Annotated in this window: 20 protein-coding genes; 14 read left to right on the top strand and 6 right to left on the bottom strand. The window is 59.3% G+C overall.

Annotated elements, in window-relative coordinates:
• Positions 1 to 49: 49 nt before the first annotated feature.
• Together AADH44_RS05255 and AADH44_RS05260 are read right to left on the bottom strand one after the other, a co-directional pair.
• Positions 50 to 1,102, bottom strand: a complete 1,053-nt coding sequence (locus AADH44_RS05255) for a phosphatase domain-containing protein (RefSeq protein ID WP_341954499.1) — start codon at positions 1,100 to 1,102, stop codon at positions 50 to 52.
• 52 nt (positions 1,103 to 1,154) lie between these two features.
• Entirely contained in the window at positions 1,155 to 1,844 is a 690-nt protein-coding gene (locus tag AADH44_RS05260; RefSeq protein WP_341954501.1) for an SOS response-associated peptidase, read from the bottom strand.
• 103 nt (positions 1,845 to 1,947) lie between these two features.
• Between AADH44_RS05260 and AADH44_RS05265 the strand changes: the two genes are divergently transcribed.
• The 5 genes from AADH44_RS05265 to AADH44_RS05285 all read left to right on the top strand — a co-directional run bounded on the left by AADH44_RS05265 (position 1,948) and on the right by AADH44_RS05285 (position 5,897).
• Complete coding sequence (locus tag AADH44_RS05265) at positions 1,948 to 2,598, top strand: TetR/AcrR family transcriptional regulator (RefSeq protein WP_341954503.1); 651 nt, start codon at positions 1,948 to 1,950, stop codon at positions 2,596 to 2,598.
• Between the two features lie 128 nt (positions 2,599 to 2,726).
• Positions 2,727 to 3,554, top strand: a complete 828-nt coding sequence (locus tag AADH44_RS05270) for an ATP-binding cassette domain-containing protein (RefSeq protein WP_341954505.1) — start codon at positions 2,727 to 2,729, stop codon at positions 3,552 to 3,554.
• Positions 3,551 to 4,234 (top strand): ABC transporter permease, encoded by a 684-nt coding sequence (locus AADH44_RS05275; RefSeq protein WP_341954507.1) that lies wholly within the window; start codon positions 3,551 to 3,553, stop codon positions 4,232 to 4,234. The genes AADH44_RS05270 and AADH44_RS05275 overlap by 4 nt, the downstream gene beginning before the upstream one ends.
• Positions 4,231 to 4,983 (top strand): ABC transporter permease, encoded by a 753-nt coding sequence (locus AADH44_RS05280; RefSeq protein ID WP_341954509.1) that lies wholly within the window; start codon positions 4,231 to 4,233, stop codon positions 4,981 to 4,983. The genes AADH44_RS05275 and AADH44_RS05280 overlap by 4 nt, the downstream gene beginning before the upstream one ends.
• Positions 4,984 to 4,985: 2 nt before the next feature.
• Entirely contained in the window at positions 4,986 to 5,897 is a 912-nt protein-coding gene (locus tag AADH44_RS05285) for an ABC transporter substrate-binding protein (RefSeq protein ID WP_341954510.1), read from the top strand.
• A gap of 99 nt (positions 5,898 to 5,996) precedes the next feature.
• Here AADH44_RS05285 and AADH44_RS05290 read toward each other — a convergent pair whose 3' ends face one another.
• The gene (locus AADH44_RS05290; protein WP_341954920.1) at positions 5,997 to 6,683 is read right to left on the bottom strand and encodes a DedA family protein; all 687 of its coding nucleotides are present in this window, start codon (positions 6,681 to 6,683) and stop codon (positions 5,997 to 5,999) included.
• A gap of 73 nt (positions 6,684 to 6,756) precedes the next feature.
• Positions 6,757 to 7,521, bottom strand: a complete 765-nt coding sequence (locus AADH44_RS05295; RefSeq protein WP_341954512.1) for an aminotransferase class IV — start codon at positions 7,519 to 7,521, stop codon at positions 6,757 to 6,759.
• Positions 7,522 to 7,532: 11 nt separating this feature from the next.
• On the opposite strand from AADH44_RS05295, the gene pabB reads away from it, so the two are divergent.
• The 5 genes from pabB (at position 7,533) to holA (ending at position 15,710) form a co-directional block, all read left to right on the top strand.
• On the top strand, positions 7,533 to 8,912 hold the full coding sequence (gene pabB, locus AADH44_RS05300) for an aminodeoxychorismate synthase component I (RefSeq protein WP_341954513.1): 1,380 nt from the start codon (positions 7,533 to 7,535) through the stop codon (positions 8,910 to 8,912).
• A 153-nt stretch (positions 8,913 to 9,065) separates the two neighbouring features.
• Positions 9,066 to 11,660 (top strand): leucine--tRNA ligase, encoded by a 2,595-nt coding sequence (gene leuS, locus AADH44_RS05305; protein ID WP_341954514.1) that lies wholly within the window; start codon positions 9,066 to 9,068, stop codon positions 11,658 to 11,660.
• 57 nt (positions 11,661 to 11,717) lie between these two features.
• Entirely contained in the window at positions 11,718 to 12,308 is a 591-nt protein-coding gene (locus AADH44_RS05310) for a ComEA family DNA-binding protein (protein WP_341954515.1), read from the top strand.
• Positions 12,305 to 14,650 carry a ComEC/Rec2 family competence protein gene (locus AADH44_RS05315; protein ID WP_341954517.1) on the top strand — a complete coding sequence of 782 codons (2,346 nt, stop codon included), beginning with the start codon at positions 12,305 to 12,307 and terminating at the stop codon, positions 14,648 to 14,650. Before AADH44_RS05310 ends, AADH44_RS05315 begins: the two co-directional genes overlap by 4 nt.
• Positions 14,651 to 14,681: 31 nt before the next feature.
• Positions 14,682 to 15,710, top strand: coding sequence for a DNA polymerase III subunit delta (gene holA / locus AADH44_RS05320; protein ID WP_341954520.1), 1,029 nt, complete (start codon positions 14,682 to 14,684; stop codon positions 15,708 to 15,710).
• A gap of 132 nt (positions 15,711 to 15,842) precedes the next feature.
• Here holA and rpsT read toward each other — a convergent pair whose 3' ends face one another.
• Positions 15,843 to 16,103 carry a 30S ribosomal protein S20 gene (rpsT, locus tag AADH44_RS05325; protein ID WP_341954521.1) on the bottom strand — a complete coding sequence of 87 codons (261 nt, stop codon included), beginning with the start codon at positions 16,101 to 16,103 and terminating at the stop codon, positions 15,843 to 15,845.
• 388 nt (positions 16,104 to 16,491) lie between these two features.
• Here rpsT and AADH44_RS05330 point away from each other — a divergent pair, with 388 nt between their 5' ends.
• From AADH44_RS05330 to AADH44_RS05340, 3 genes are all read left to right on the top strand, one after another.
• Positions 16,492 to 16,923 carry a DUF4190 domain-containing protein gene (locus AADH44_RS05330; RefSeq protein ID WP_341954522.1) on the top strand — a complete coding sequence of 144 codons (432 nt, stop codon included), beginning with the start codon at positions 16,492 to 16,494 and terminating at the stop codon, positions 16,921 to 16,923.
• A 121-nt stretch (positions 16,924 to 17,044) separates the two neighbouring features.
• Positions 17,045 to 18,910, top strand: a complete 1,866-nt coding sequence (gene lepA / locus AADH44_RS05335; protein ID WP_341954524.1) for a translation elongation factor 4 — start codon at positions 17,045 to 17,047, stop codon at positions 18,908 to 18,910.
• Between the two features lie 5 nt (positions 18,911 to 18,915).
• Positions 18,916 to 19,509, top strand: coding sequence for a DUF1990 domain-containing protein (locus AADH44_RS05340; protein WP_341954526.1), 594 nt, complete (start codon positions 18,916 to 18,918; stop codon positions 19,507 to 19,509).
• A gap of 9 nt (positions 19,510 to 19,518) precedes the next feature.
• Here the strand turns inward: AADH44_RS05340 and AADH44_RS05345 are convergent, their stop codons facing one another.
• Positions 19,519 to 20,196 carry an HAD hydrolase-like protein gene (locus AADH44_RS05345; RefSeq protein ID WP_341954528.1) on the bottom strand — a complete coding sequence of 226 codons (678 nt, stop codon included), beginning with the start codon at positions 20,194 to 20,196 and terminating at the stop codon, positions 19,519 to 19,521.
• A gap of 99 nt (positions 20,197 to 20,295) precedes the next feature.
• Here AADH44_RS05345 and hemW point away from each other — a divergent pair, with 99 nt between their 5' ends.
• Complete coding sequence (gene hemW / locus AADH44_RS05350; protein WP_341954530.1) at positions 20,296 to 21,546, top strand: radical SAM family heme chaperone HemW; 1,251 nt, start codon at positions 20,296 to 20,298, stop codon at positions 21,544 to 21,546.
• Positions 21,547 to 21,550: the final 4 nt, after the last annotated feature.

Here is a 21,550-nt window from a genome sequence, read left to right on the forward strand (position 1 = left end):
GTGCGCGAAATTTAACAATCGAATTCCGCTCACAAACTAAATCGTGTGCTCAGTCGTTGATAAGTCCGAGCTCTCTGAGCTCGACAGCCAAGCGTGCCCCGTCAGGCGCGAAGCGCCACGGAGTCGGCGACTCACGTTCACGTTCCGCGGAGTTACTGCGGCCACCGGCGAGAACTGCCTCACCGGTCGACAGTTGCCGGATTGCGACTGCCGCGACATTGTTGGGGTGGCTTGCGACAAACTCCCCATAAATCTCTTCGTCATGCTGCCCGTCGTCACCGACCAGGAGCCACTTGATCGCGGGAAACTCAGCGGCCAGCCTGCGAAGACTGTCCCGCTTATGCTCGGCGCCACTGCGGAACCAGCGGTCGTGGGTCGGCCCCCAGTCAGTCAGAAGCATCGCACCGCGCGGGTACAGGTTCCGCCTGAGAAAGCGCGTCAGCGTCGGCGCGACATTCCACGCGCCCGTAGAGAGATAGATGACGGGAGCGAGTGGATTCGCTCGCGCGAGACGGTCATACAAGACAGCCATGCCTGCCACAGGGCGTCTAGCATGCTCGTCGAGCACGAAAGTGTTCCATGCCGCCAGCAGCGGGCGAGGTAGCGCGGTCACCATCACGGTGTCGTCCACGTCAGAAATGATTCCGAAGGTCGCTTTCGGGTCAACGACAAAAATGTGGGCAATGGTGGCATCGGAACCCGCAGATGCGAGAGTGGCCGTCTGCCAGCCAGGGAGAAGTGCGACAGCCACCTGCTCATCAATTACGCCACCACGCCCCGGAGTGAGCTGCACGGTTGTGCCCCCAATGGTGACCGTGACAACCTCATCGTTCGCCGGGATGCTGAAGAAACTGCGCCAACCTCGAACCTTTTCGGCACGCTTCTTCGACGCTTCAGTTCCGCGCGTGAGAACCACTCGGCAGAGCACTCGAGCCCATTCGGTGCCGCCATAGCTGCTATAGGGAATGATCGTTGTGGTGAGTCCGCGTTTGCGACCGCGGCGTTCCCTCCACCGGTGAAAGGCATCCTCAATCCGAGCCGCGCGGTGCAGAATCTCTCCTGCCGTCTGCGCGGGTGTGGGGGATTTGCCGAGTCGAGCCATTGCACCAGCCTAAGGTCACACCACCGTCACGGCAGCACCGGGTCAGACAGGTCTACTGCCGCAACTGAGGTTCAGCACGCAATTGTTCACCCAAAATTGCGGATGCCGCTACCGTCGCCTGTACCAAATTCTCATCCCCGAGAGTGCGGGGATCGATCCACTCATCGATGGCACCTTTGGCGACTATGACCGGCATCCGATCATGGATTTCTGCCAGGGTACCCGTTGCTGCTTGCGTCAGCATGGTGGTGGTGAGATGCCAACGCTTGGGATCACCTGGCTCGCTTGTGGGGTCTTGCCACCAGGAATACAGCCCGGCGAAGAACAGGAGTCCGTCGGGAGGGGTGATGTAGTACGGCACCGGTTTCGGGCCGGTCTTCTTAGTCTCGAAGTAACCGATCGAAGGAAGCACTGCACGTTGATGCGCAACGGCCGCGCGAAAGGTCGGCTTCTGCGTAACTGTCTCACTGCGCGCATTGAACGTGGCGTGTTTGCCTCGCAGTGCGGGCGAGAATGGCGGGGTCAGCCACCACTGTGCCAGTGCAGCGCGCGGAATGAGCGCCGAGTGGGGATTATCCCGATCTTCGCGAGTCTTGAGCAGTATCGGTACCTGATCGGTGGGCCGCGCTATCGGTGTCGCGAGCCAGTCTGCTTGCCATTCTTCGGGGGGCCTGCCGGTGGCAGTAACGAACTCGGTAATCATCTGATTGACCGTGTCATCCATGGCAAATCGACCGCACATATAGCAACTCTAGGACGTTAAGGGAGAAAAAATTGGCTTCCACCTCCCGTAGAACGGGCATTCTAAAGGTTAGGATTGATCAGACACCGAGAAGGGGGTCATTGTGTCCGCACAGACAACAACTTTTGACATCGCGACTGAACCAGCAGTCTCGCTTCGCAACGAGCCCGTGCAAGCACGAAGCACCGCTCGCCTCACAGCACTACTCGATGCAGCAGCATCGATCGTGGACGAAGTCGGCATTGAGCGGCTAACCACCGCCATGGTTGCCGAGCGCGCAGCAGCATCGATCGGCACCGTCTATCGCTATTTTCCCGACCGTATCGTGTTGCTTCAAGCGTTAGGCGCGCGCAACTTTGATCGCGTGATGACACGAATCAATGAGGCGATCAACGACCCGTCGCAGTCGGATTGGAGTGAAGCGCTGTCGCAAGCGTTCGCGTCCGTCATCGACACCTACCGCACTGAGCCTGGGTTCCGCGGGCTCCGTGTCGGAGATCAACTTGATCTTCGCCCGCTGCCCAATGGCCGTACTCACAAGTCACTTGTGGCTGAACGTATTGTCGAGGCGCTGTCGGCTCGCTTTGGTGTCGAGAATTCTGCAGCGTCACGATTTACGCTCGAAGCGGGTCTTGAGATGAGCGATGCGCTTGTTGCGCGTGCGTTCCTCATGAATCCACAGGGCGATGACGAATTCATCACCGTAAGTACCTCTGCTGTTCGCGGATTTATCGCGGAGAACATCGGCTGGTAGAAGTTTCGGCTTCCTGTAAATCTGACTAGTTATGCCCAATCGGGAATGACAGCGGCTTCGAATACTGTTTAGCTATTAGCGCTGGCAAGTGTCGATCCGCGCAGGGGCGCGAGGAATGAGCCGAAATCTTGATTGAATTTCAAGCGGTAACCAAACGATTTAGCGACGGTACCGTTGCTGTTGACAATTTCAACCTCGTGATTCCCTCACGCAAAATCACGGTGTTTGTCGGCTCATCGGGCAGTGGCAAAACTACGCTGCTCAGGATGATCAACCGCATGGTAGACCTCACTGAGGGCGACATCGAAATTGATGGTGACAGCATCATGCGCAAGGAGCCGGTGGCTCTCAGGCGCAGCATCGGCTATGTGATGCAAAACTCAGGGCTTCTGCCCCACTTTAAAGTCATTGACAACGTGACCACTGTTCCGACGCTTAATGGTGTGCCTAAGAAGCAGGCACGTGCTCAAGCGCTCGAACTACTCGACAAGGTTGGCTTGAGCCGCACGCTTGCCGATCGCTATCCGAGTCAACTCTCGGGCGGCCAGCAACAACGCGTGGGGGTGGCCCGCGGCTTGGCGGCTAATCCCAACATTCTGTTGATGGATGAGCCTTTTGGGGCCGTCGACCCCATCGTGAGAGCGGAACTGCAGCAGGAGACGATTCGACTTCAGCATGAACTCGACAAGACGATCGTTTTCGTCACTCACGACATCGACGAGGCGTTCCTGCTCGGCGATCAGGTGGTCATCCTTGAGAAGGGTGCCAAGATCGCGCAGGTCGGCAGTCCTAATGAGATCATGGCGAAGCCCGCCAGCGATTTTGTCGCGAATTTTATTGGCACCGATCGCGGTAAGCGTGCTCTCTCGCTGAAGAAGACCGAGTCGGGAACGATTCTGGTCGACAGCGAGGGCCGTGGAGCAGGAGTTCTCGTCGGTGGGTCGGAGCCGGCGTGACGTGGATCATCAATAATCTTGATTTGATCTGGGGCCTCACGCTTGAACACGTTCGACTGAGCATCCCCCCGATTGTTCTCGGTTTTCTTATTTCTATCCCGCTGGGCTGGGTTGCGTATCGCTTCAAGCTCACTCGGGGAATCTTATTAACTCTTGCCGGCTTGCTCTACACAATCCCGTCGTTGGCACTTTTTGTGATCCTGCCACCCCTTTTGGGCATCAGCTTCCTCAGTGAACTCAACATCACCATCGCGCTTACGCTGTATGCCGTCGCGATCATGGCGAGATCTGTGGCGGATGCACTCACCTCTGTTGATCCCGCGATCCGTCAATCGGCTACCGCCGTAGGGTTTGGCGGCTGGCGTCGATTCTGGACTGTCGACTTTCCGCTCGCCGGTCCCGTCGTTCTTGCAGGGCTTCGTGTGGCTGCGGTCTCGACAGTGAGTCTGGTTACCGTCGGAATCCTGATCGGCGTCGAGAGCTTGGGCTACCTGTTTACCAATGGCTTTCAGCGTCGGATACCAGAGGAAATTTTCGCTGGGGTAGTGATGACCGTTGTTGTCGCCCTGCTTATTGACCGAGGTCTCGTACTCGTCGGGCGGATGCTCATGCCCTGGACCACCGCCAAGAAAACGAAAGCTAGTCAGGTCGATGCTGCTGTGGAAGGCGCAACCGCATGAATTTCCTCAGTGAAGCACTGCAATGGTTGTTCTCCCCAGACCGGCTTGAAGGCAGTAATCCGATTCCGGTCCGTCTGGAAGAGCATCTGTTTTACACATTCATTTCCGTTGTGATAGCCGCGATCATTGCGATCCCGCTCGGATTCTTCATTGGCCACACCGGTAAGGGTCGCGATTTTGCCGTCGGCCTTTCTGGCGCAGCTCGAGCATTGCCATCCTTCGGCCTAATCCTGTTTTTGGTGCTTCTGATTGGTGTTGCCCAAGTACAACTTCAGTTGGCTGCGATTACCGCCTTTGTGTTGCTTGCGATCCCGTCAATTCTTGCGGGCGCCTACGCCGGAATCGAGGCCGTTGATCGTCGCGTTATTGACGCTGCGCGCGCTGTGGGGATGACTGAGTGGCAGATTTTGTGGAAAGTTGAAGTGCCGATCGGTTTGCCCCTGCTCATTGGCGGGCTCCGCGCCGCAACTCTTCAAGTGGTTGCCACAGCCACACTTGCGGCGTATGTCGGGCTCGGCGGGCTCGGGATTTACATCTTCCGCGGACTCCCACTTCAGCGTTATGACGAGATGCTCGGCAGCGCGCTACTGATTGCCGCTCTCGCTCTCGCGCTCGATGGAATATTCGCGCTCATCCAGCAATTCGCGATTCCCCGCGGAGTTTCGGCTGGGCGTGCTAAAGATATCCGCACGTCGTCACCCCGACGACGAGTGGTGGCAGCAAAAACTGCCCAAGAAAGAAGAGGATAGAAATGTTCACAGCAAAGAAAAAAGGCCGGCTCGCGCTTGGCGCCGCCGTGGTCGGGGCGGCATTGGCCCTGTCAGGGTGTGCATCCGGTGACCCACTCGCCACCGGATCAGGTGATGAGAACACCAACAACGAGACCATTGTTGTTGGTTCGCAGGCGTATTACTCCAACGAGATCATTGCCGAGATTTATGCGCAGGCTCTCGAAAATGCTGGTTTTGATGTAGAGCGTCAATTCCAGATCGGTCAGCGCGATGCCTACCTGCCCGCGCTTGAGAGCGGCGAAGTAGACGTGTTCCCGGAGTACACGGGAAACCTTCTCCAGTTCTACAGCCCTGACACCACCGCGACGGCATCAGAAGATGTTTACGCAGAGTTGGCGGATGCACTTCCGGAGGGCCTTACCGTGCTCGACCAGGCATCAGCAACCGATCAGGACTCCTACAACGTAACCGCAGACTTCGCGTCCGCGAACTCGCTCGTCACCCTCGCCGACCTCGCCGGCCTGAGCGACCTCAAGCTTGGCGGCAACGCTGAACTCGAAGAGCGTCCCTACGGGCCTGCCGGTCTTCAGGATGTTTACGGCGCAACGGTGAGCTTCACCGCCACCGGAGACACCACCGTCGATGCACTTGTCGCCGGCACCATCAACATCGCGAACGTTTACAGTGCTGACCCGCGCATCCAAACCGAGAACCTTGTATCCCTCACCGACCCTGAGGGTCTCTTCTTGGCATCAAACGTCGTACCACTCGTGAACGCAGACATTGCGGACTCGATCGCCGATGTTATCAACGCGGTCAGCGCCAAGCTCACCCCTGAGGGCCTCGTGGCACTCAACGTGCAGAGCACGGTCGACAAGATGTCATCAGACGACATCGCTAGCGCGTGGTTGAGCGAGAACGGCCTCAGCTAGCACCACACACTGGTCAGTCCAGTGAAGCGGGGCGGATGCACGTGCATCCGCCCCGCGTTCGTTAACACTGTTGCGCTGCGGCCGACAGGCCGAACGAAACTATTCGTGGTCAGTGTCGTTGTGCTCCATGTGGCGTCGCTGAGAACGTTGCAGTAGCTTCTTTGCGACAATCGCGAGCACTGTGAACCCGGCAACAATCCCGACAAAGATATAGCCTGCGTAGTGCAACCCATCAAGCAACTCGCGAAAACTTCCCGCAGCCAGAGCGCCAACCGACACGTAGGCAATCGACCAGATTGTCGTTGCGGGTACTGTCCAGGCCATAAAGGTGCGGTAGCGCATCGCGCTCATGCCGACCGTTACCGGGATCAGCGAGTGAAGAACGGGCAGGAATCGGGAAATGAATACCGCAACCCCGCCACGACGCGCGAGATAGCGTTCCGCCTGATCCCAATGTGCCCGACCGATCCGGTCGCCAAGTCGCGACTGGCGAATCTTGGGGCCGAAGAAGCGGCCAAGAGCGAAGCCGATGCTTTCGCCGATGAGGGCCCCAACAATCACTGCCGCAATAAGGAACATCGCCTCGACAAGACTGCCGACCGCAGTGCTTGCCACAATTACCACAGTATCTCCGGGCACGATCAGCCCGATCAAGATCGACGTTTCGAGCATGATCGCAAACCCCGCCAGGACCGTGCGCAGCACAGGATCCACCGACTGCACGGTGTCGAGAATGAAAGTCAATGCCTCATTGAGCCACTGGCCAAAGTCGACGCCACCAGCGATCGGCTCGGCGCTCAGTGCGAAGTCAACAGGGTCCACGTAGCGAGCCTAGCGAGCGGAACCGTGCTCAGACTGGCTAAATGGTGCGAGTGAGCGCCCCGAGTCGAGTACGCCACTGCTCAAGCCGTTGTGGCCTCTCGGCCAGCTCTGGTCCGTCAATCCACCGCGGGACAATACGAATACCGTGAAGCGCGTTCACCACCCACACCTCGGTTCCCTCCAGTTCGGCCGGGGTCACAGCCTCCTCATGGATGTCGAGTCCCAGCGCGCGAGCAAGCGTCAGTGCGGTTCGGGCGGTCACGCTGTCAATTCGTTCGAATTCCGCCGGTGGACCACACAAGATATCGCCGCGCCACCACAACACAGCGCTATAGGCACCTTCGACGACATACCCCTCCCTCGTGAGAAGGATCGCTTCATCGGCACCGTGTTCGTGCGCACCCCTGCTCAGCGTAGCCATCGCGTCAAGATCTGGACCTTTGATCGTGGGCATTGTGCGCGGATCGTCGCCGGTGAAGCTGATCAGCGTCGCCGAACGCTCTAGGTCGGGAGCGGGGCGAAGACGAAGAAAGAACTCGGCTCCGCGCAACTCTACGCGCGGAAACCACGCACCAGCGCGGGGGAGTTGCGCGATCGCAGCAGTAAAAAAATTGTCGGCAGGATCGTGCAGTGAAGCGGGTACGGCATCCATGAATCGTTGCCGGTGAAGGTTGAGGGCCAGCACTTTACCGGTGTCGACTAGCCACGAATCTGCCACCGTAATTGACGCTGTCGGGGCATCTTCGGGTGCTAACTCGATTAGTTGGTCGTTCTGCCACCGGTAAATCGCGTTCGCACTCATAGGCTTAGGTTATGCGCTCTCGCATTCTCTCGGCTGACTTGGGGGCCTCTGTTGACCCCGCCGCACTTTTTGCGGAACTAATGGCGGCGCACGGCCTGGGTGCACGTGGCTCGATTTCTCACGGCGCGGTGTGGCTCGATAGCGGATTTTCGGCGGCGTCGGGGCGCAGTTATTTGGCGGTGTCCTCATGTGCTGTTCTTAGCACCCAGCTCGATGAACCGGTCTTTGAGTGGATGCGCCGCGAGTTCGTTCCGACAGAGATCGACTTCTCTGGGGCCCCGGCCGGTTTTCGGCTCGGATGGGTTGGATGGCTCGGGTATGAGCTGCGGGGAGAGTCGATGGATGTTGCGATCCGCGCTCACGCTTCCACTCCTGATGCAGCATGGTTGTGGATCGACAGGGCGATCGTGGTCGATCATGAGTCGCAGAGCCTCAGTCTGATGGCGCTGGGCGAGGGGTGGACAGGGGAGCTTCAGGACTGGCGCGAAGAGATGGAGGCGCTTGTCGCACGTGCGGCATTGCGAGACGACAGCCAATCGACCAGAGTGATCCATGAAACTCCTGTTGCCACGTGGCGCGACAACGACGAGCAGTACCTCGAGATGATTGCGCAGTGTCAGAACTCAATCGTCGAGGGCGACGCCTACCAATTGTGTTTGACCACGAACGTGCATGTGGAACCCGCCGCCGATCCCGTGCACACCTATCTCGCACTCCGGGCGGCGAATCCCAGCCACCACGGTGGATTCATTCAGGTCGGTGACGTTGCGCTGCTGAGTTCGTCGCCCGAGCAGTTTTTGTCGATTGATCCGAGCGGGGTGATCGAGACAAAACCCATCAAGGGCACCCGTCGACGCGACGTCGATCCGGCGGAGGACGAGCGTCTTCAGCTAGAGCTCCTCGCTAGCGAGAAGGAACGCGCCGAGAACCTCATGATCGTCGATCTCATGCGCAACGATCTCGGTCGCGTCTGCGAGGTGGGATCCGTCGTCGTTTCGAAGCTCTTTGCCGTCGAGAGTTATGCGACGGTTCACCAGCTCGTGAGCACCGTGACCGGGCAGCTCAGGGCTGACGTGAGCACGGTTGACGCCATTGCCGCCTCCTTTCCCGCTGGCTCGATGACGGGAGCGCCGAAGCACTCCGCCACCCTCATTCTTGACGCCCTTGAGTGCGCTCCGAGAGGCATCTACTCCGGAGTGTTCGGGTATGTGGGGCTCGACGGCGCCGTTGACTTGGCCATGGTCATCCGTTCAATTGTGATGGATGATCGGGGCTCCACAATCGGAGCCGGCGGCGGCATCACGGCCCTCTCTGTGCCGGCCGAAGAACTCGCCGAGGTGAAGCTCAAGGCGGCCGCTCTCCTCGCCGTGTTGGGCGTTCGCGCCCGATGAGATGGTGTAGCCGCCACGGGTGCGCAAGCCTGTGTACTGTGAGATGGGTCAACTCATAGACAATTGATCTACCCGACATATTTTGGCCCCCTCGAGTGCGGCCCTGGGTTGGGTAATCTTGGACCTTCCCTGTAACGAATTGAGAGTGTTTACGTGACTGAGCAGCCCAACTTCGCTGGTGCACACGATGATCGCGATGCTGCCCCTGACTACGATGTCGCGGCCATCCATGCGAAGTGGCAGGCCAAGTGGGACGAGCTGAAACCATTCGCTACCAGTGACCCCAACGATAAACGGCCACGCAAGTACATTCTCGACATGTTCCCGTATCCCTCGGGCGATCTGCACATGGGGCACGCTGAGGCATACGCGTTCGGTGATATTGCTGCTCGGTACTGGCGTCAGCGCGGCTTCAACGTGCTGCACCCCATCGGATGGGATTCTTTCGGTCTCCCCGCAGAGAACGCGGCAATCGAGCGCGGCATTGACCCTCGCGGCTGGACCTACGACAACATCGCCCAGCAGAAGAAGAGCATGAAACTCTATGGCGTTTCGTTCGACTGGGATCGCGTTCTGCACACGAGCGACCCCGAGTACTACAAGTGGAACCAGTGGTTGTTTCTCAAGATGTACGAAAAGGGCCTCGCATACCGCAAAGATTCTTGGGTTAACTGGGACCCGGTAGACCAGACGGTACTGGCAAACGAGCAGGTTCTCCCCGATGGCACGTCCGAGCGCTCTGGTGCTGTGGTCGTTAAAAAGAAGCTCACCCAGTGGTACTTGAAGATCACTGACTACGCCGACCGACTGCTCGATGACCTGAATCAGCTCGAGGGTGCGTGGCCGTCCAAGGTGCTGTCAATGCAGCGCAACTGGATCGGTCGCTCAATCGGTGCGGATGTCGACTTCGAGATTGAAGGTCGCGAGGAGAAAGTCACGGTCTTCACGACCCGCCCTGACACTCTCTATGGTGTCACTTTCATGGTGGTTGCCCCTGATGGCGATCTTGCTGCTGAACTTGTTAACGATGCTAGCGATGACGTGAGGGCGTCATTCGCGAACTATCTTGAACAGACCCAGAAGCAAACCGAGATTGAGCGCAAGGATGCTGGGCGCGAGAAGACCGGTATCCCCCTCGACCGCTTCGCCATCAACCCGGTAACCGGTGAGCGCATCCCGATCTGGGCCGCAGACTACGTGCTTGCTGACTACGGCCACGGCGCGGTTATGGCTGTGCCTGCGCATGACCAGCGGGACCTCGAATTCGCTATTAAGTTCGACCTGCCGGTGCGCGTTGTTCTTGATACAAACGCACCCATCACGGGAACGATCCCTATTCTCGAACTCGACGAAAATGGAATGGCAATCCTTCCGGATGATCTGCCTCCGTTGAATCCGCGCGAAACCGGTAAGTCGTTGCAGGGTGATGGCCGGATGATCAACTCGGGGCCGCTCGATGGTCTCAGCAAGAGCAACGCGATCAAGAAGATCGTTGAGCAGCTTGAGTCAGCGGGAACAGGTCGCGCAGCGAAGACGTACCGTTTGCGCGATTGGCTGATCAGCCGGCAGCGTTTCTGGGGTACGCCTATCCCGATCATCCACGGCTCTGACGGCGAACTAATTCCTGTTCCCTTCGACCAGCTACCGGTTGAATTGCCGTCAACCGAAGGCCTCGATCTGAAGCCCAAGGGCAAGTCGCCGCTCGCCGCTGCCGAAGACTGGATCAGTGTCGCCGACCCCCGCGATGGCAGCCCAGCGCTGCGAGATGCTGACACTATGGACACCTTTGTCGACAGCTCGTGGTACTTCTTACGCTTCCTTTCGCCGAATGACCCAGACAAGGCCTTCGATCCGGCAGAGGCCGAAAAGTGGGCTCCTGTCGACCAGTATGTCGGCGGTGTTGAGCACGCAATTCTGCATCTGCTGTACTCGCGCTTCATCACCAAGGTGCTCTTCGACCTCGGCTATGTCAGCTTCACCGAGCCATTCAGCGCACTGCTCAATCAGGGCATGGTGCTCTCTGAGGGTAAGAAGATGTCGAAGCGCAGCCGCAAGGCAGTCACATTCTCCGGTGAAATTGCCGAGCACGGTGCCGACGCACTCCGGTTGACTCTCGCGTTCGCAGGCCCACCCGAGGAAAATATCAACTGGGAAGACGTCTCGCCTCCCGCATCCCATAAATTTTTGGCTCGCGCATTCCGGCTCGTCAGAGATGTGACAAGCGCACCCGAGATCGAGTGGAAGACCGGCGATATTGCCCTCCGCCGCGCCACTCATCGCTTCTTGGCTGACGGTCCAGGGCTTGCTGAGTCGTTGAAGTTCAACGTGCTTGTTGCGCGCATCATGGATCTCGTGAACGTCACCCGCAAGGTGATCGACACTGGTGCTGGTGGTGGGGATGCCGCGGTGCGGGAAGCCGCAGAAGTGATCACCATTGCACTGAGTCTGTTTGCCCCGCACACGGCGGAAGAGATGTGGGAGCGTCTTGGCTACGAGCCAACCGTTGCTCTCGCCGGCTGGCGCAAGGCTGACCCGTCGTTGCTCGTTGAAGAGTCGATTACGGCTGTTGTGCAGGTTGACGGCAAGGTTCGTGATCGTCTTGAGGTTTCGCCCAAGATTGATGCCGCCGATCTCGAAGCACTCGCACTAGCCTCGGCAGTTGTGGCGCGCACCGTTGGTGACCGCGAGATCGTGAAGGTCATCGTTCGCGCTCCTCGACTCGTCAACATCGCAACCAAGGCTAACTAACCGCACATATCGACACTGCGCGCGCTTGCGGATCAGGAGCGCGCGTAGTTTCTGTGCGTGGAAGAGTTTGAGCAGGCTAGGCGCGCGCGATTGCGGCTACGCGTCGGGGCAGTCGTCGTGTTGGTGTTGGTCGCGCTCGGCTGCGCCGTGCTCGCCACAGCTCTCTCTGCGCGACCAGAGTCGGCAGAGATCGCTCGGGGTGAGCCTGGGGAGCCCTCGGGCGAATTTGCGCTCAGTTCCGGGTCGGTTTTCGTGCATGTCACCGGGGCCGTCGCGAGACCCGGCCTCTTTGAACTCGCTGACGGTGCCCGCGTCATTGACGCGATTGCTGCCGCTGGAGGCTTCACCGAGACCGCCAACCGTGACGAGCTCAATCTCGCACGGCTGTTAACTGATGGCGAACAGTTCTCAGTGCCCACAGAAGGCGAGCAGGTGGCGGATGCTGCGGCATCCGATTCGCGGGTGAATCTGAACACGGCGGATGTGGCCGCGCTCGATACGCTGCCACGAGTCGGGCCGGCGATGGCGGCCCGAATCTTGGCGTGGCGCGATGCTAATGGTCGATTCACGAGCATTGATGATCTCCGCAACGTCTCAGGGATCGGGGATAAGACCTTTGAGGGGCTCCGCGAGCTGATCACCGTATGAACCTCGATCTGAGGTTGAGCATCCCCGTTGCCGCCGCGTGGTTGGTCGCGGTGCTGCTGATTGGTGTTCCGCAGTGGGCCGTCGCGAGTGCGGTGGTTTTGTGGCTTGCCGCGGGCGTCGCTACCGCCTCTGCCGTCGTCTCTCGGCGGCAGCTATTGGCCAGTGTTGCGCTTGCATGCGCGTTGGGAGCCCTCTGTTCGACCTCCGTTGCGGTGCACGCGGATGCGCGTCAGCCTGAATCGCTGAACGATCTTGCCGCTCACCACACTCTGGTGGAGGTATGGGGCACGACAACGTCGACGGTGCTAGCCGATGCGGAATACTTTCAGGCCCAGTTGTCTTCGGTAATTGTCGACGGGCAGGCGCTGCAGTTGAGTTCTCCTGCGCTGGTCTTTCGTGAGAGTAATCGCTTCGGTGCGAACGATGCAGCTGTGGCACCACCGACTCACGAATGGGGAATAGGCGTCGAGTTCTCGGTCGCAGCAACGCTCACTGCAACCGAGCCGGGCGATGGTCGAGCGGTGTTGGTTTTTGCGTCGGAGGGCCCTCAGTGGCGCGCCGACCCTCCGGCGTCTGTCGAGTGGGCGAACCAACTCCGGCGTACGTTTGCGACCGCAGCCCAGATCCTTCCGGGTGGTGGCGGAGAACTCATTGGCGGGCTCGCGATCGGCGACACCGCAGCTGTCAGTGAAGAGTTGGATGCGGCGATGAAAACAAGTTCGCTGAGTCACCTCACCGCGGTATCGGGAGCAAACTGCGCGATCGTCGTTGGTCTGATCATGGCACTCGGCGGCAGACTCGGCGCTCACCGTGTGTTGAGGATTGCGCTCTCAGTGCTAGTACTGCTGGCGTTCGTCGTTGTGGTCACCCCAGACCCTAGCGTTCTTCGAGCGGCGCTTATGGCGACGCTGGTACTCATAGCGTTGGGCAGTGGGCGACCAGTCAGGGGCATGGCTGTGCTCTCGCTCGCGGCGATTAGCCTTCTTGCTTTCGACCCGTGGTTGTCGCGCAATTTCGCCTTCGCGCTGTCAGTCTTCGCAACGGCGGGCCTGTTGCTGTTTGCCGAACCGTTGGCTCGACTCTTGGGCCGATGGTTGCCGCAGTGGCTCGCGCTCGTCATCGCAGTGCCTCTCGCAGCACAACTTGCGTGCCAACCGGTGCTCTTGTTGTTGCAGCCAACGCTGCCCTCCTATGGGGTTCTCGCGAATGTTCTTGCCGCCCCGGCGGCACCGGTAGCTACGGTGGTGGGTTTGGCGGCCTGTGTCGCGCTCTCGGTGTTTCCACCCCTGGGCATCGGCTTGATGTGGATTGCTTGGTTGCCCTCCGCGTGGGTGGCTGCTGTGGCAACATTCTTCGCCGACGCGCCTGGCGCGCGCATCCCCTGGTGGGAGGGTTGGGTAGGTGTGCTGGTGCTCAGCGCTGTGACGGTGCTCCTGTTAGCGGCTTTGGTGATGCGTGATCCGTGGCGCCGCCGGGCACTCACAATGCTCGTGGTCGCGTCGACTCTTACGGCTGCGGTGACCGCCGGCCTTGGGGTAAGCGCAATGCTGTCCTGGCCCAAGGATTGGCAATTTGCACAATGCGATGTAGGTCAGGGGGATGCGGTTGTGGTTCGCAGCGATGAAAGGATTGCTCTGATCGACACCGGTTCAGATCCGCAGCGCGTCGACTCCTGTCTCACACGCTTGGGCATACAGCGAATTGATCTGCTGGTGCTCACCCATTTCGACCACGACCATGTTGGTGGTGCAGCCGCCCTGATAGGCCGGGCGGACACGGTGCTTGTTGGGCCCACCGGGTCCGCACAGGATGTCGCCCTGCTCGACACTTTCGCGATAGCCGGTGCTCATGTGCTTCCTGCCAGCACCGGCGATCGCGGCGAGCTTGGTGAGCTGCGTTGGAGTGTGCTCTGGCCGGGCGAGCGGCTGGCGGGTATTGATCCGGGAAATGATGCGAGCGTGATCGTCGAGTTTCTGCCGCGGCCCGATTGCGAACACCAGTGTCTGAGCTCGGTCTTCCTTGGCGACCTAGGCGAGAGTGCGCAGGCACGGCTCCTCGGCGAGAGAAGGGTGTCTACGGTGGATGTCGTCAAAGTCAGTCATCACGGTTCCGCTGATCAATATCCACCCCTCTATGCTGCGCTTAACTCAACCGTGGGATTGGTGGGCGTCGGTGCAGGCAATGGCTACGGGCATCCCACCGCTGATGCACTCGACATGCTCAACGAAACAGGCATTACGGCGGTGCGAAGCGACACCGAAGGGCTGGTTTTGGTCTCGCCCGCGACCCGCCCGGGAGCCGTTCGGCTGTGGTCGGAACGGCACGTCAGCGGGCAAGGATAGGCTGGGGTCGCAGTTCTAAGTGAGGAGTCTCGTGGCCGCTAAACCCCCAGCGCGATCGCCGGCAAAGTCGAAGGTTGTTATCCCGCAATTGACGTGGAACAACGTGCGCCCGGCGCCAATCGTGCTCGTCAGTGGCACCGAAGGTTTCCTTGCCGACCGTGCGATTCGGTTGCTGCGCGACACCCTCAAGGTTGAAGATCCCAGCCTCGAAGTGAGCGACCTTGAGGCCGACCAGTACGCCCCTGGTGAGCTCATTAGTTTGGCGAGCCCCTCGCTCTTCAGCGAACCGCGAATGATTCGCATCACGAACGTTGAAAAATGTTCCGACGCGTTCATTACAGAAACGCTGAAGTATTTGGATGCACCCGCCGACGACACCTATGTCGTGCTCCGTCATGCCGGGGGAGTGCGTGGTAAGAAGCTGCTCGACGCTATCCGTGGCGGAACGGGTGGTGGAATCGAGGTGGTATGTGTCGACCTCAAGAAGGATGCGGAGAAGTACGACTTCGCGGCCGCGGAGTTTGCGACTAAACGTCGACGAGTGACACCCGGAGCGCTGCGCACCCTCGTGTCTGCTTTTTCTGCTGATCTGGCCGAGCTGGCTGCTGCGTGTCAGCAGCTCATTGCCGATGATGCTGATGAGATCAACGAGGCGACTGTTGCTCGCTACTATTCTGGTCGGGTCGAAACCAGCGCATTCAAGGTTGCGGATTCTGCGATCGCGGGTCGCTCAGGTGAAGCTCTTGTGTTGCTGCGTCATGCTCTCGCATCTGGTGCTGATCCGGTTCCGATCGTTGCGGCGTTTGCGTCAAAACTGCGCACGATGGCCAAACTCTCTGGCGGCGCAATGTCGTCAGGGCAGGCGGCGAAGACTTTCGGGATGGCGCCGTGGCAAGCAGATCGGGCGATGAAGGATTTGCGCGGCTGGAGCGATGCTGGGCTTGGCTCCGCCATTGAGGCAATCGCCGATACGGATGCTCAGGTCAAGGGCTTGGGGCGCGACCCCGTTTTCGCGTTGGAACGCATGATTACCGTTGTGGCGGCTCGAGGCATCCGCTAACTAGCGGCGCCACCCGACAACATGCGGCCCAACAACATTCGGCCCTACAACAAGTGACGCAACAACAAACGCCTCCGGCCGCGAGCGGTGGAGGCGTCTGTTGTTTTTCGGCAGTGTGCCGATGTGAGGTCTTTAGAGTGCGGCGACCTGCTTGGCGATAGCCGACTTGCGGTTCGCTGCTTGGTTCTTGTGCAGCACGCCCTTGCCTGCGGCCTTGTCGAGCGTCTTGCTCGCTGCGAGGAGGCGCGCGGTGGCGGTCTCTTTGTCGCCAGCCTTGATTGCTTCGCGGGTTGCACGGATAGCGGTCTTGACCTGGCTCTTGACTGCACGATTGCGGTCTTGTGCCTTCTTGTTGGTGCCGATGCGCTTGATCTGCGACTTAATATTTGCCACGTGTATGTGCTTTCTTGTTTGTGGATCAGAGATGGTGGGCGGCCGTGGAAGAGAATCGGTGTTCTGATTCCCGGCCGCGATGCGCATACTGTTCGACAAAGAACCTTATGCATAAGCCAACAGGCAACATTACCAGCGCGGTGGAGCTAAGGCAATTGCGCAGCAATTGTGCGACCCCAGCGCCGGGCAAACTGTGTTTGCTCGGGCTTGTCGGCGGGTTCCCGCCTTGGCTGCAGTCTCCCGCCCATCAACATTAGGGCTGCAGGGCTTTCTCTACCTGTTTGCGACGCCATATTCGCGGGCTCAAGCCGCCGGCGACGAGTTCCCGCCAACATTTTCGGGGGTTATCCCGATTCCTCGGGCATTCCGCGTTTCCTAGTGTCGAGGTATGACTTCTTTAACTATTTCTGATTCCCCTGTCGATTCGTCCGCGGGGGTGCTCACGCCTTCTCGCGAGGGTGCTGCGGGTGCTGATGCAGCGCCCGACGACCGTGCCGTGCCGACCGATTCGGCATCCCCAGCCCCCGATCGCCCAGTTGCACCAGCTGCACCAGCTGCAGCTTCTGCCGCGCGCACATCCCGCACGATGAGTATTTTGGCGTTGAGCTTGGGTATTGCGTCGCTTTTCTTTGCTCAAAGCGTTGTTGTGCCGCTGGCAGCTATCGTCTTGGGCGTTTTTGGTCTTCGGGATGAGCCTGCGGGGCGAAGTTTCTCTATTTGGGGCATTGTGTTGGCTTGCGTCGCTACCTTCGGTTGGGTTGTTGTTGTGGCTGCTGGCGCATTGATTTCGCTGCCGTTTCTTTTCTTCGCCGCGTTCTAGAAGCGCCTGAACGTGCCTGAACGTTCCTGATCGGTGCCCCTGCGGCTACTAAACCGTGGGTCGGCCCGCTATTTCGTCGGGGTGCACGCAGGATCGTCGCTCTCGTGGGAGAATTGGGCGGATGTCTCCTCGCGCCTCTTACACACTTGAGCCTGCTTCGACCGATCCGGCGTTTATCCGCAACTTTTGCATCATTGCGCATATCGATCATGGCAAGTCCACCCTCGCTGACCGCATGCTGTCGGTCACGGGGGTTGTCAGCGACCGCGATATGCGGGCCCAGTATCTCGACCGCATGGATATTGAGCGTGAGCGCGGCATCACGATCAAGAGCCAAGCGGTGCGCATGCCGTGGGCGCTGATTGATGAGAACGGCAAAGAGCAGTCGTATGCGCTCAACATGATTGACACGCCTGGCCATGTGGACTTCACCTATGAGGTGTCTCGTTCGTTGGCGGCGTGTGAGGGCGCAATTCTTTTGGTTGATGCGGCGCAGGGCATTGAGGCGCAGACGCTCGCAAACCTCTATTTGGCACTCGAGAATGATCTGACGATCATTCCGGTGCTGAACAAGATTGATCTTCCTGCTGCAGATCCTGAGAAGTATGCCGATGAGATTGCGGGTCTCATTGGTTGCGATCCATCAACGGTGCTTCGGGTTTCTGGCAAGACCGGTGTCGGCGTGCCCGAATTGCTCGATGAAGCTACGCGATTGATCCCTGGCCCTATCGGCGACCCGTCAGCTCCGGCCCGCGCAATGATTTTTGACTCTGTCTATGACGCCTACCGGGGTGTTATTACTTACGTTCGCATGATCGACGGCAAGATGGCGCCGCGCGAAAAGGTCATGATGATGTCGACGAAGTCAGCTCACGAGTTGCTGGAGATTGGGGTGAGTTCACCTGAGCCGACCCCCACGAACGGTCTCGGCGTCGGCGAGGTTGGGTACCTCATTACGGGTGTGAAGGATGTTCGCCTCAGCAAGGTTGGCGACACGGTCACTAACTTCGCAAAGCCGTCGACTGTGCCGCTTCAGGGCTATTCCGAGCCGAAACCGATGGTGTTCTCGGGTCTCTATCCCATCGACGGTTCTGACTACCCGGTGCTGCGTGAGGCACTAGACAAGCTGAAACTTTCGGATGCTGCGCTCGTTTACGAGCCTGAGACTTCTGTTGCGCTCGGGTTCGGTTTCCGTTGTGGATTCTTGGGACTGCTGCACTTGGAGATTGTGCGTGAGCGTCTTGAGCGCGAGTTCAACCTCGACATGATTGCGACTGCACCTTCCGTAATTTACGAGGTCATGAGCGATGACAAGAGCGTCACGACGGTCACTAACCCGAGTGAGTTCCCAGCCGGGAAGATTGTCAGCGTTACCGAGCCGATGGTGAAGGCATCCATTCTTACTCCTAAAGACTTTGTCGGAACGGTCATGGAGCTGTGCCAGTCGCGTCGCGGAACCATGCAGGGCATGGAATATGTCGGAACTGACCGCGTTGAGCTTCACTACACCATGCCTCTCGGCGAGATTGTGTTTGACTTCTTCGACCATTTGAAGAGCCGCACGCAGGGTTATGCGAGTCTCGACTATGAGCCCAGCGGCCATCAGGAGGCCGATCTCGTGAAGGTCGACATTCTGCTTCAGGGCGAGGCCGTCGATGCGTTCAGCGCGATCGTGCACCGCGATAAGGCGTATGCCTATGGCGTGCTGATGACGGAACGTTTGAAGAATCTGATTCCGCGTCAGCAGTTTGAGGTTCCCATCCAGGCCGCAATTGGCGCACGCATCATTGCTCGCGAGTCCATCCGGGCGATGCGTAAAGACGTTTTGGCGAAGTGCTACGGTGGCGATATTAGCCGCAAGCGAAAGCTCCTTGAGAAGCAAAAAGAGGGCAAGAAGCGCATGAAGATGGTCGGTCGCGTAGAGGTTCCCCAGGCTGCCTTCATTGCGGCGCTGTCTGGTGAAGTCGAAGGCAAAGAGAAGAAGTAGCCGAAGTGGATTCCCGCACCTACCCCAATGCTCCCGTAACGTACGGCGCGGTGGGTGCCACGCGTGGCAGCACTTTCACTGTGCTCCCGCCGACGGGGTTTCGACGGGTTGATCGTAGCGCTCGAATCGGACACGGTGAGGAACGTTGGGAGTTCGCGCATCAGCAGATTCTGACGTGGGGTGTGAAGCGTCGCAGCGGCTTTGGTGTGACGCTGTTGCCGCGCGACCCGGCGGGCGAAGTGCTCGACCTGTCACAGGACAACGATGCGCATCCGAAGGTTCGTCCTGGTGACACGATCGTACTGTCGATTGGTCGCGGTCGATTGACAGCGCACGAGCCGGTTCGGGTCGTTTATGTCGTTGATGAGCCTAAGGTTGCTGGCTTTGCGTACGGAACGTTGGAGGGACATCCGCTGCGGGGTGAAGAATCGTTCATGATCGAACGTCGCGACGATAACTCAGTGTGGATGACGGTTCGTTCGTTCTCTCGACCATCATCGACCAAGTGGATGCTGCTGTCGCCGGCTTTGCGAATTTTGCAGCACGTCGTGGTTGGCCGCTATTTGCGCGCCCTAGCCGGAACGATTCCTACCCTGTAGCGTCTCGGCCTACCTGCGTTCCTTAAGCTCGGTAATGGTGGCAAGTACCTCGTCGAGCCCACTGACGAGGTCATCAACGACAATGAGCGCGTTTGTACTGCGGAGTTCGTCAACCGAGTATGCGCCGGTCGCAACCGCAATGAAGGGTAGCGATGCAGAGTCGGCGGCTAGCCCGTCGTTGGGGGTGTCGCCGATGATCACGTGTGTTCCTTCACCGAGCGTGGGGGCCACGAGCGAGGTGAGGTGAGGACGGTTGGGTGAACGATCGCCGAAGAACGAGTTCTGCCAGTTGAAGTCGTCGATGGAGTAGCCGGCTGCTAAGAGTTTGTAGCGCGAATGCAGCGGACCATTTCCGGTGAGTAGTGCATTTCCCCAGCCTCGGCCCGCAACTTCACGCAGTGCCTGTGGTCCACCAGCAACCGCCTCGCGGGTATATCCGTTCTCGTGTTGGGCGCGCGTACGCACGTCGAGTTCAGCGAGCAGGTCGTCCAGCATCGCCAGTGGGTGGCCGTTGAGCTCGAGCAGTTCGGTGAGTAGCTGCCCCTCAGTCATCCCGTGCGGGTTGGCAATGCGGTGGCGTGGCGGGCCGCCGGTGACGCGGCTGAATGCGTCGAGATAGACAGTTGCTCCGTCACGAGAGTTGTGAATGAGTGTGCCGTCGATGTCCCACAGGATGTGCGTTTTCACTGTTTCATTGTCCCACGCTCGGGGGTGCGACAATTGAGGGGTGTCTGCATGCAAGAGTTGCGGCAGGCTCTCGTGATCGGCTGCTGAGGGGACTCGTTCGTGCCAGGTGCTTTGCCCATTGCAGATCCAGCACCCCTCGATGGCGCACTTCCCGCATCCGCCGCCGTCGGCTCTGAAGGTCGCCCATGGAGTGTCTACATCCACGTTCCGTTTTGCCGGGTGCGGTGCGGTTACTGCGACTTCAACACGTACACGAGCGACGAGTTGCGCGGGGCCAAACGATCCGACTACGCGACGGAAGCCATTGCAGAAATCGCGCTGGCATCCGCGGTGTTGTCTCAGGCAGGCGTCGCTTCCCGACAAGCATCAACAGTGTTTTTCGGTGGCGGCACGCCTACTTTGTTGCCAGTGACCGACCTCACTCGGATGCTTGCTGCTGCGCGTGACACGTGGGGCTTCACTTCGGATGCCGAGGTGACCACCGAGGCAAATCCTGACTCTGTGGATCGAGACTATTTGCTCGCGCTCAAGGAAGCGGGCTTCACTCGTGTGTCGTTCGGGATGCAATCTGCGGTGCAGCACGTGCTCGCAACCCTCGAGCGAACTCATGACCCTGAACGCGTACCACATGTGGTGACGTGGGCGCGCGAGGTGGGGCTCGATGTGAGTCTTGACCTGATCTACGGCACACCGGGGGAGAGCCTCGAGGATTGGGAGCGCTCACTCGATCACGCCATTGCGCAGAACCCCGACCACATTTCTGCCTACGCGTTGATTATTGAGACGGGAACCAAGCTGGCCGGGCAGATCCGTCGCGGCGTGGTTGCCCCGGTCGATGATGATCTGCAGGCGGACATGTATGAGCTGGCCGAGCAGAAACTGAGTGCTGCGGGGTATGAATGGTATGAGGTCAGCAATTGGGGCAAGGCCAGCAATGATCCTGACGTGAGCAATACCAGTCGCCACAACCTTGGCTACTGGCTTGGCAACGACTGGTGGGGTGTTGGGCCTGGTGCACATAGCCACGTCGGCGGAGTGCGCTGGTGGAATGTGAAGCATCCTGCCGCGTATGCCGACCGCATCGCTGCCGGACACTCGCCCGGAGCTGGTAGAGAGATACTCGCTGACTCCAGCAAGTACTTGGAGCACGTGTTGTTGCGAACCCGAGTGCGGAACGGTCTCCCCATAAACACGCTCGATGCGGATGGCCGTAATGCAGTCGCTGGTCTCATTGCTGAGGAGCTCGTGGATGCGCGTGCGGCCTTGAGCGGAACGATTGAGCTCACGCTGAAGGGGCGCCTGCTCGCGGATGCCGTGGTTCGACGATTGCTCGCTGACGCCCCGATCTAGAGCG

Source organism: Salinibacterium sp. TMP30, assembly GCF_038397785.1.
In the GTDB taxonomy this organism is placed as follows: Bacteria; Actinomycetota; Actinomycetes; order Actinomycetales; family Microbacteriaceae; genus Rhodoglobus.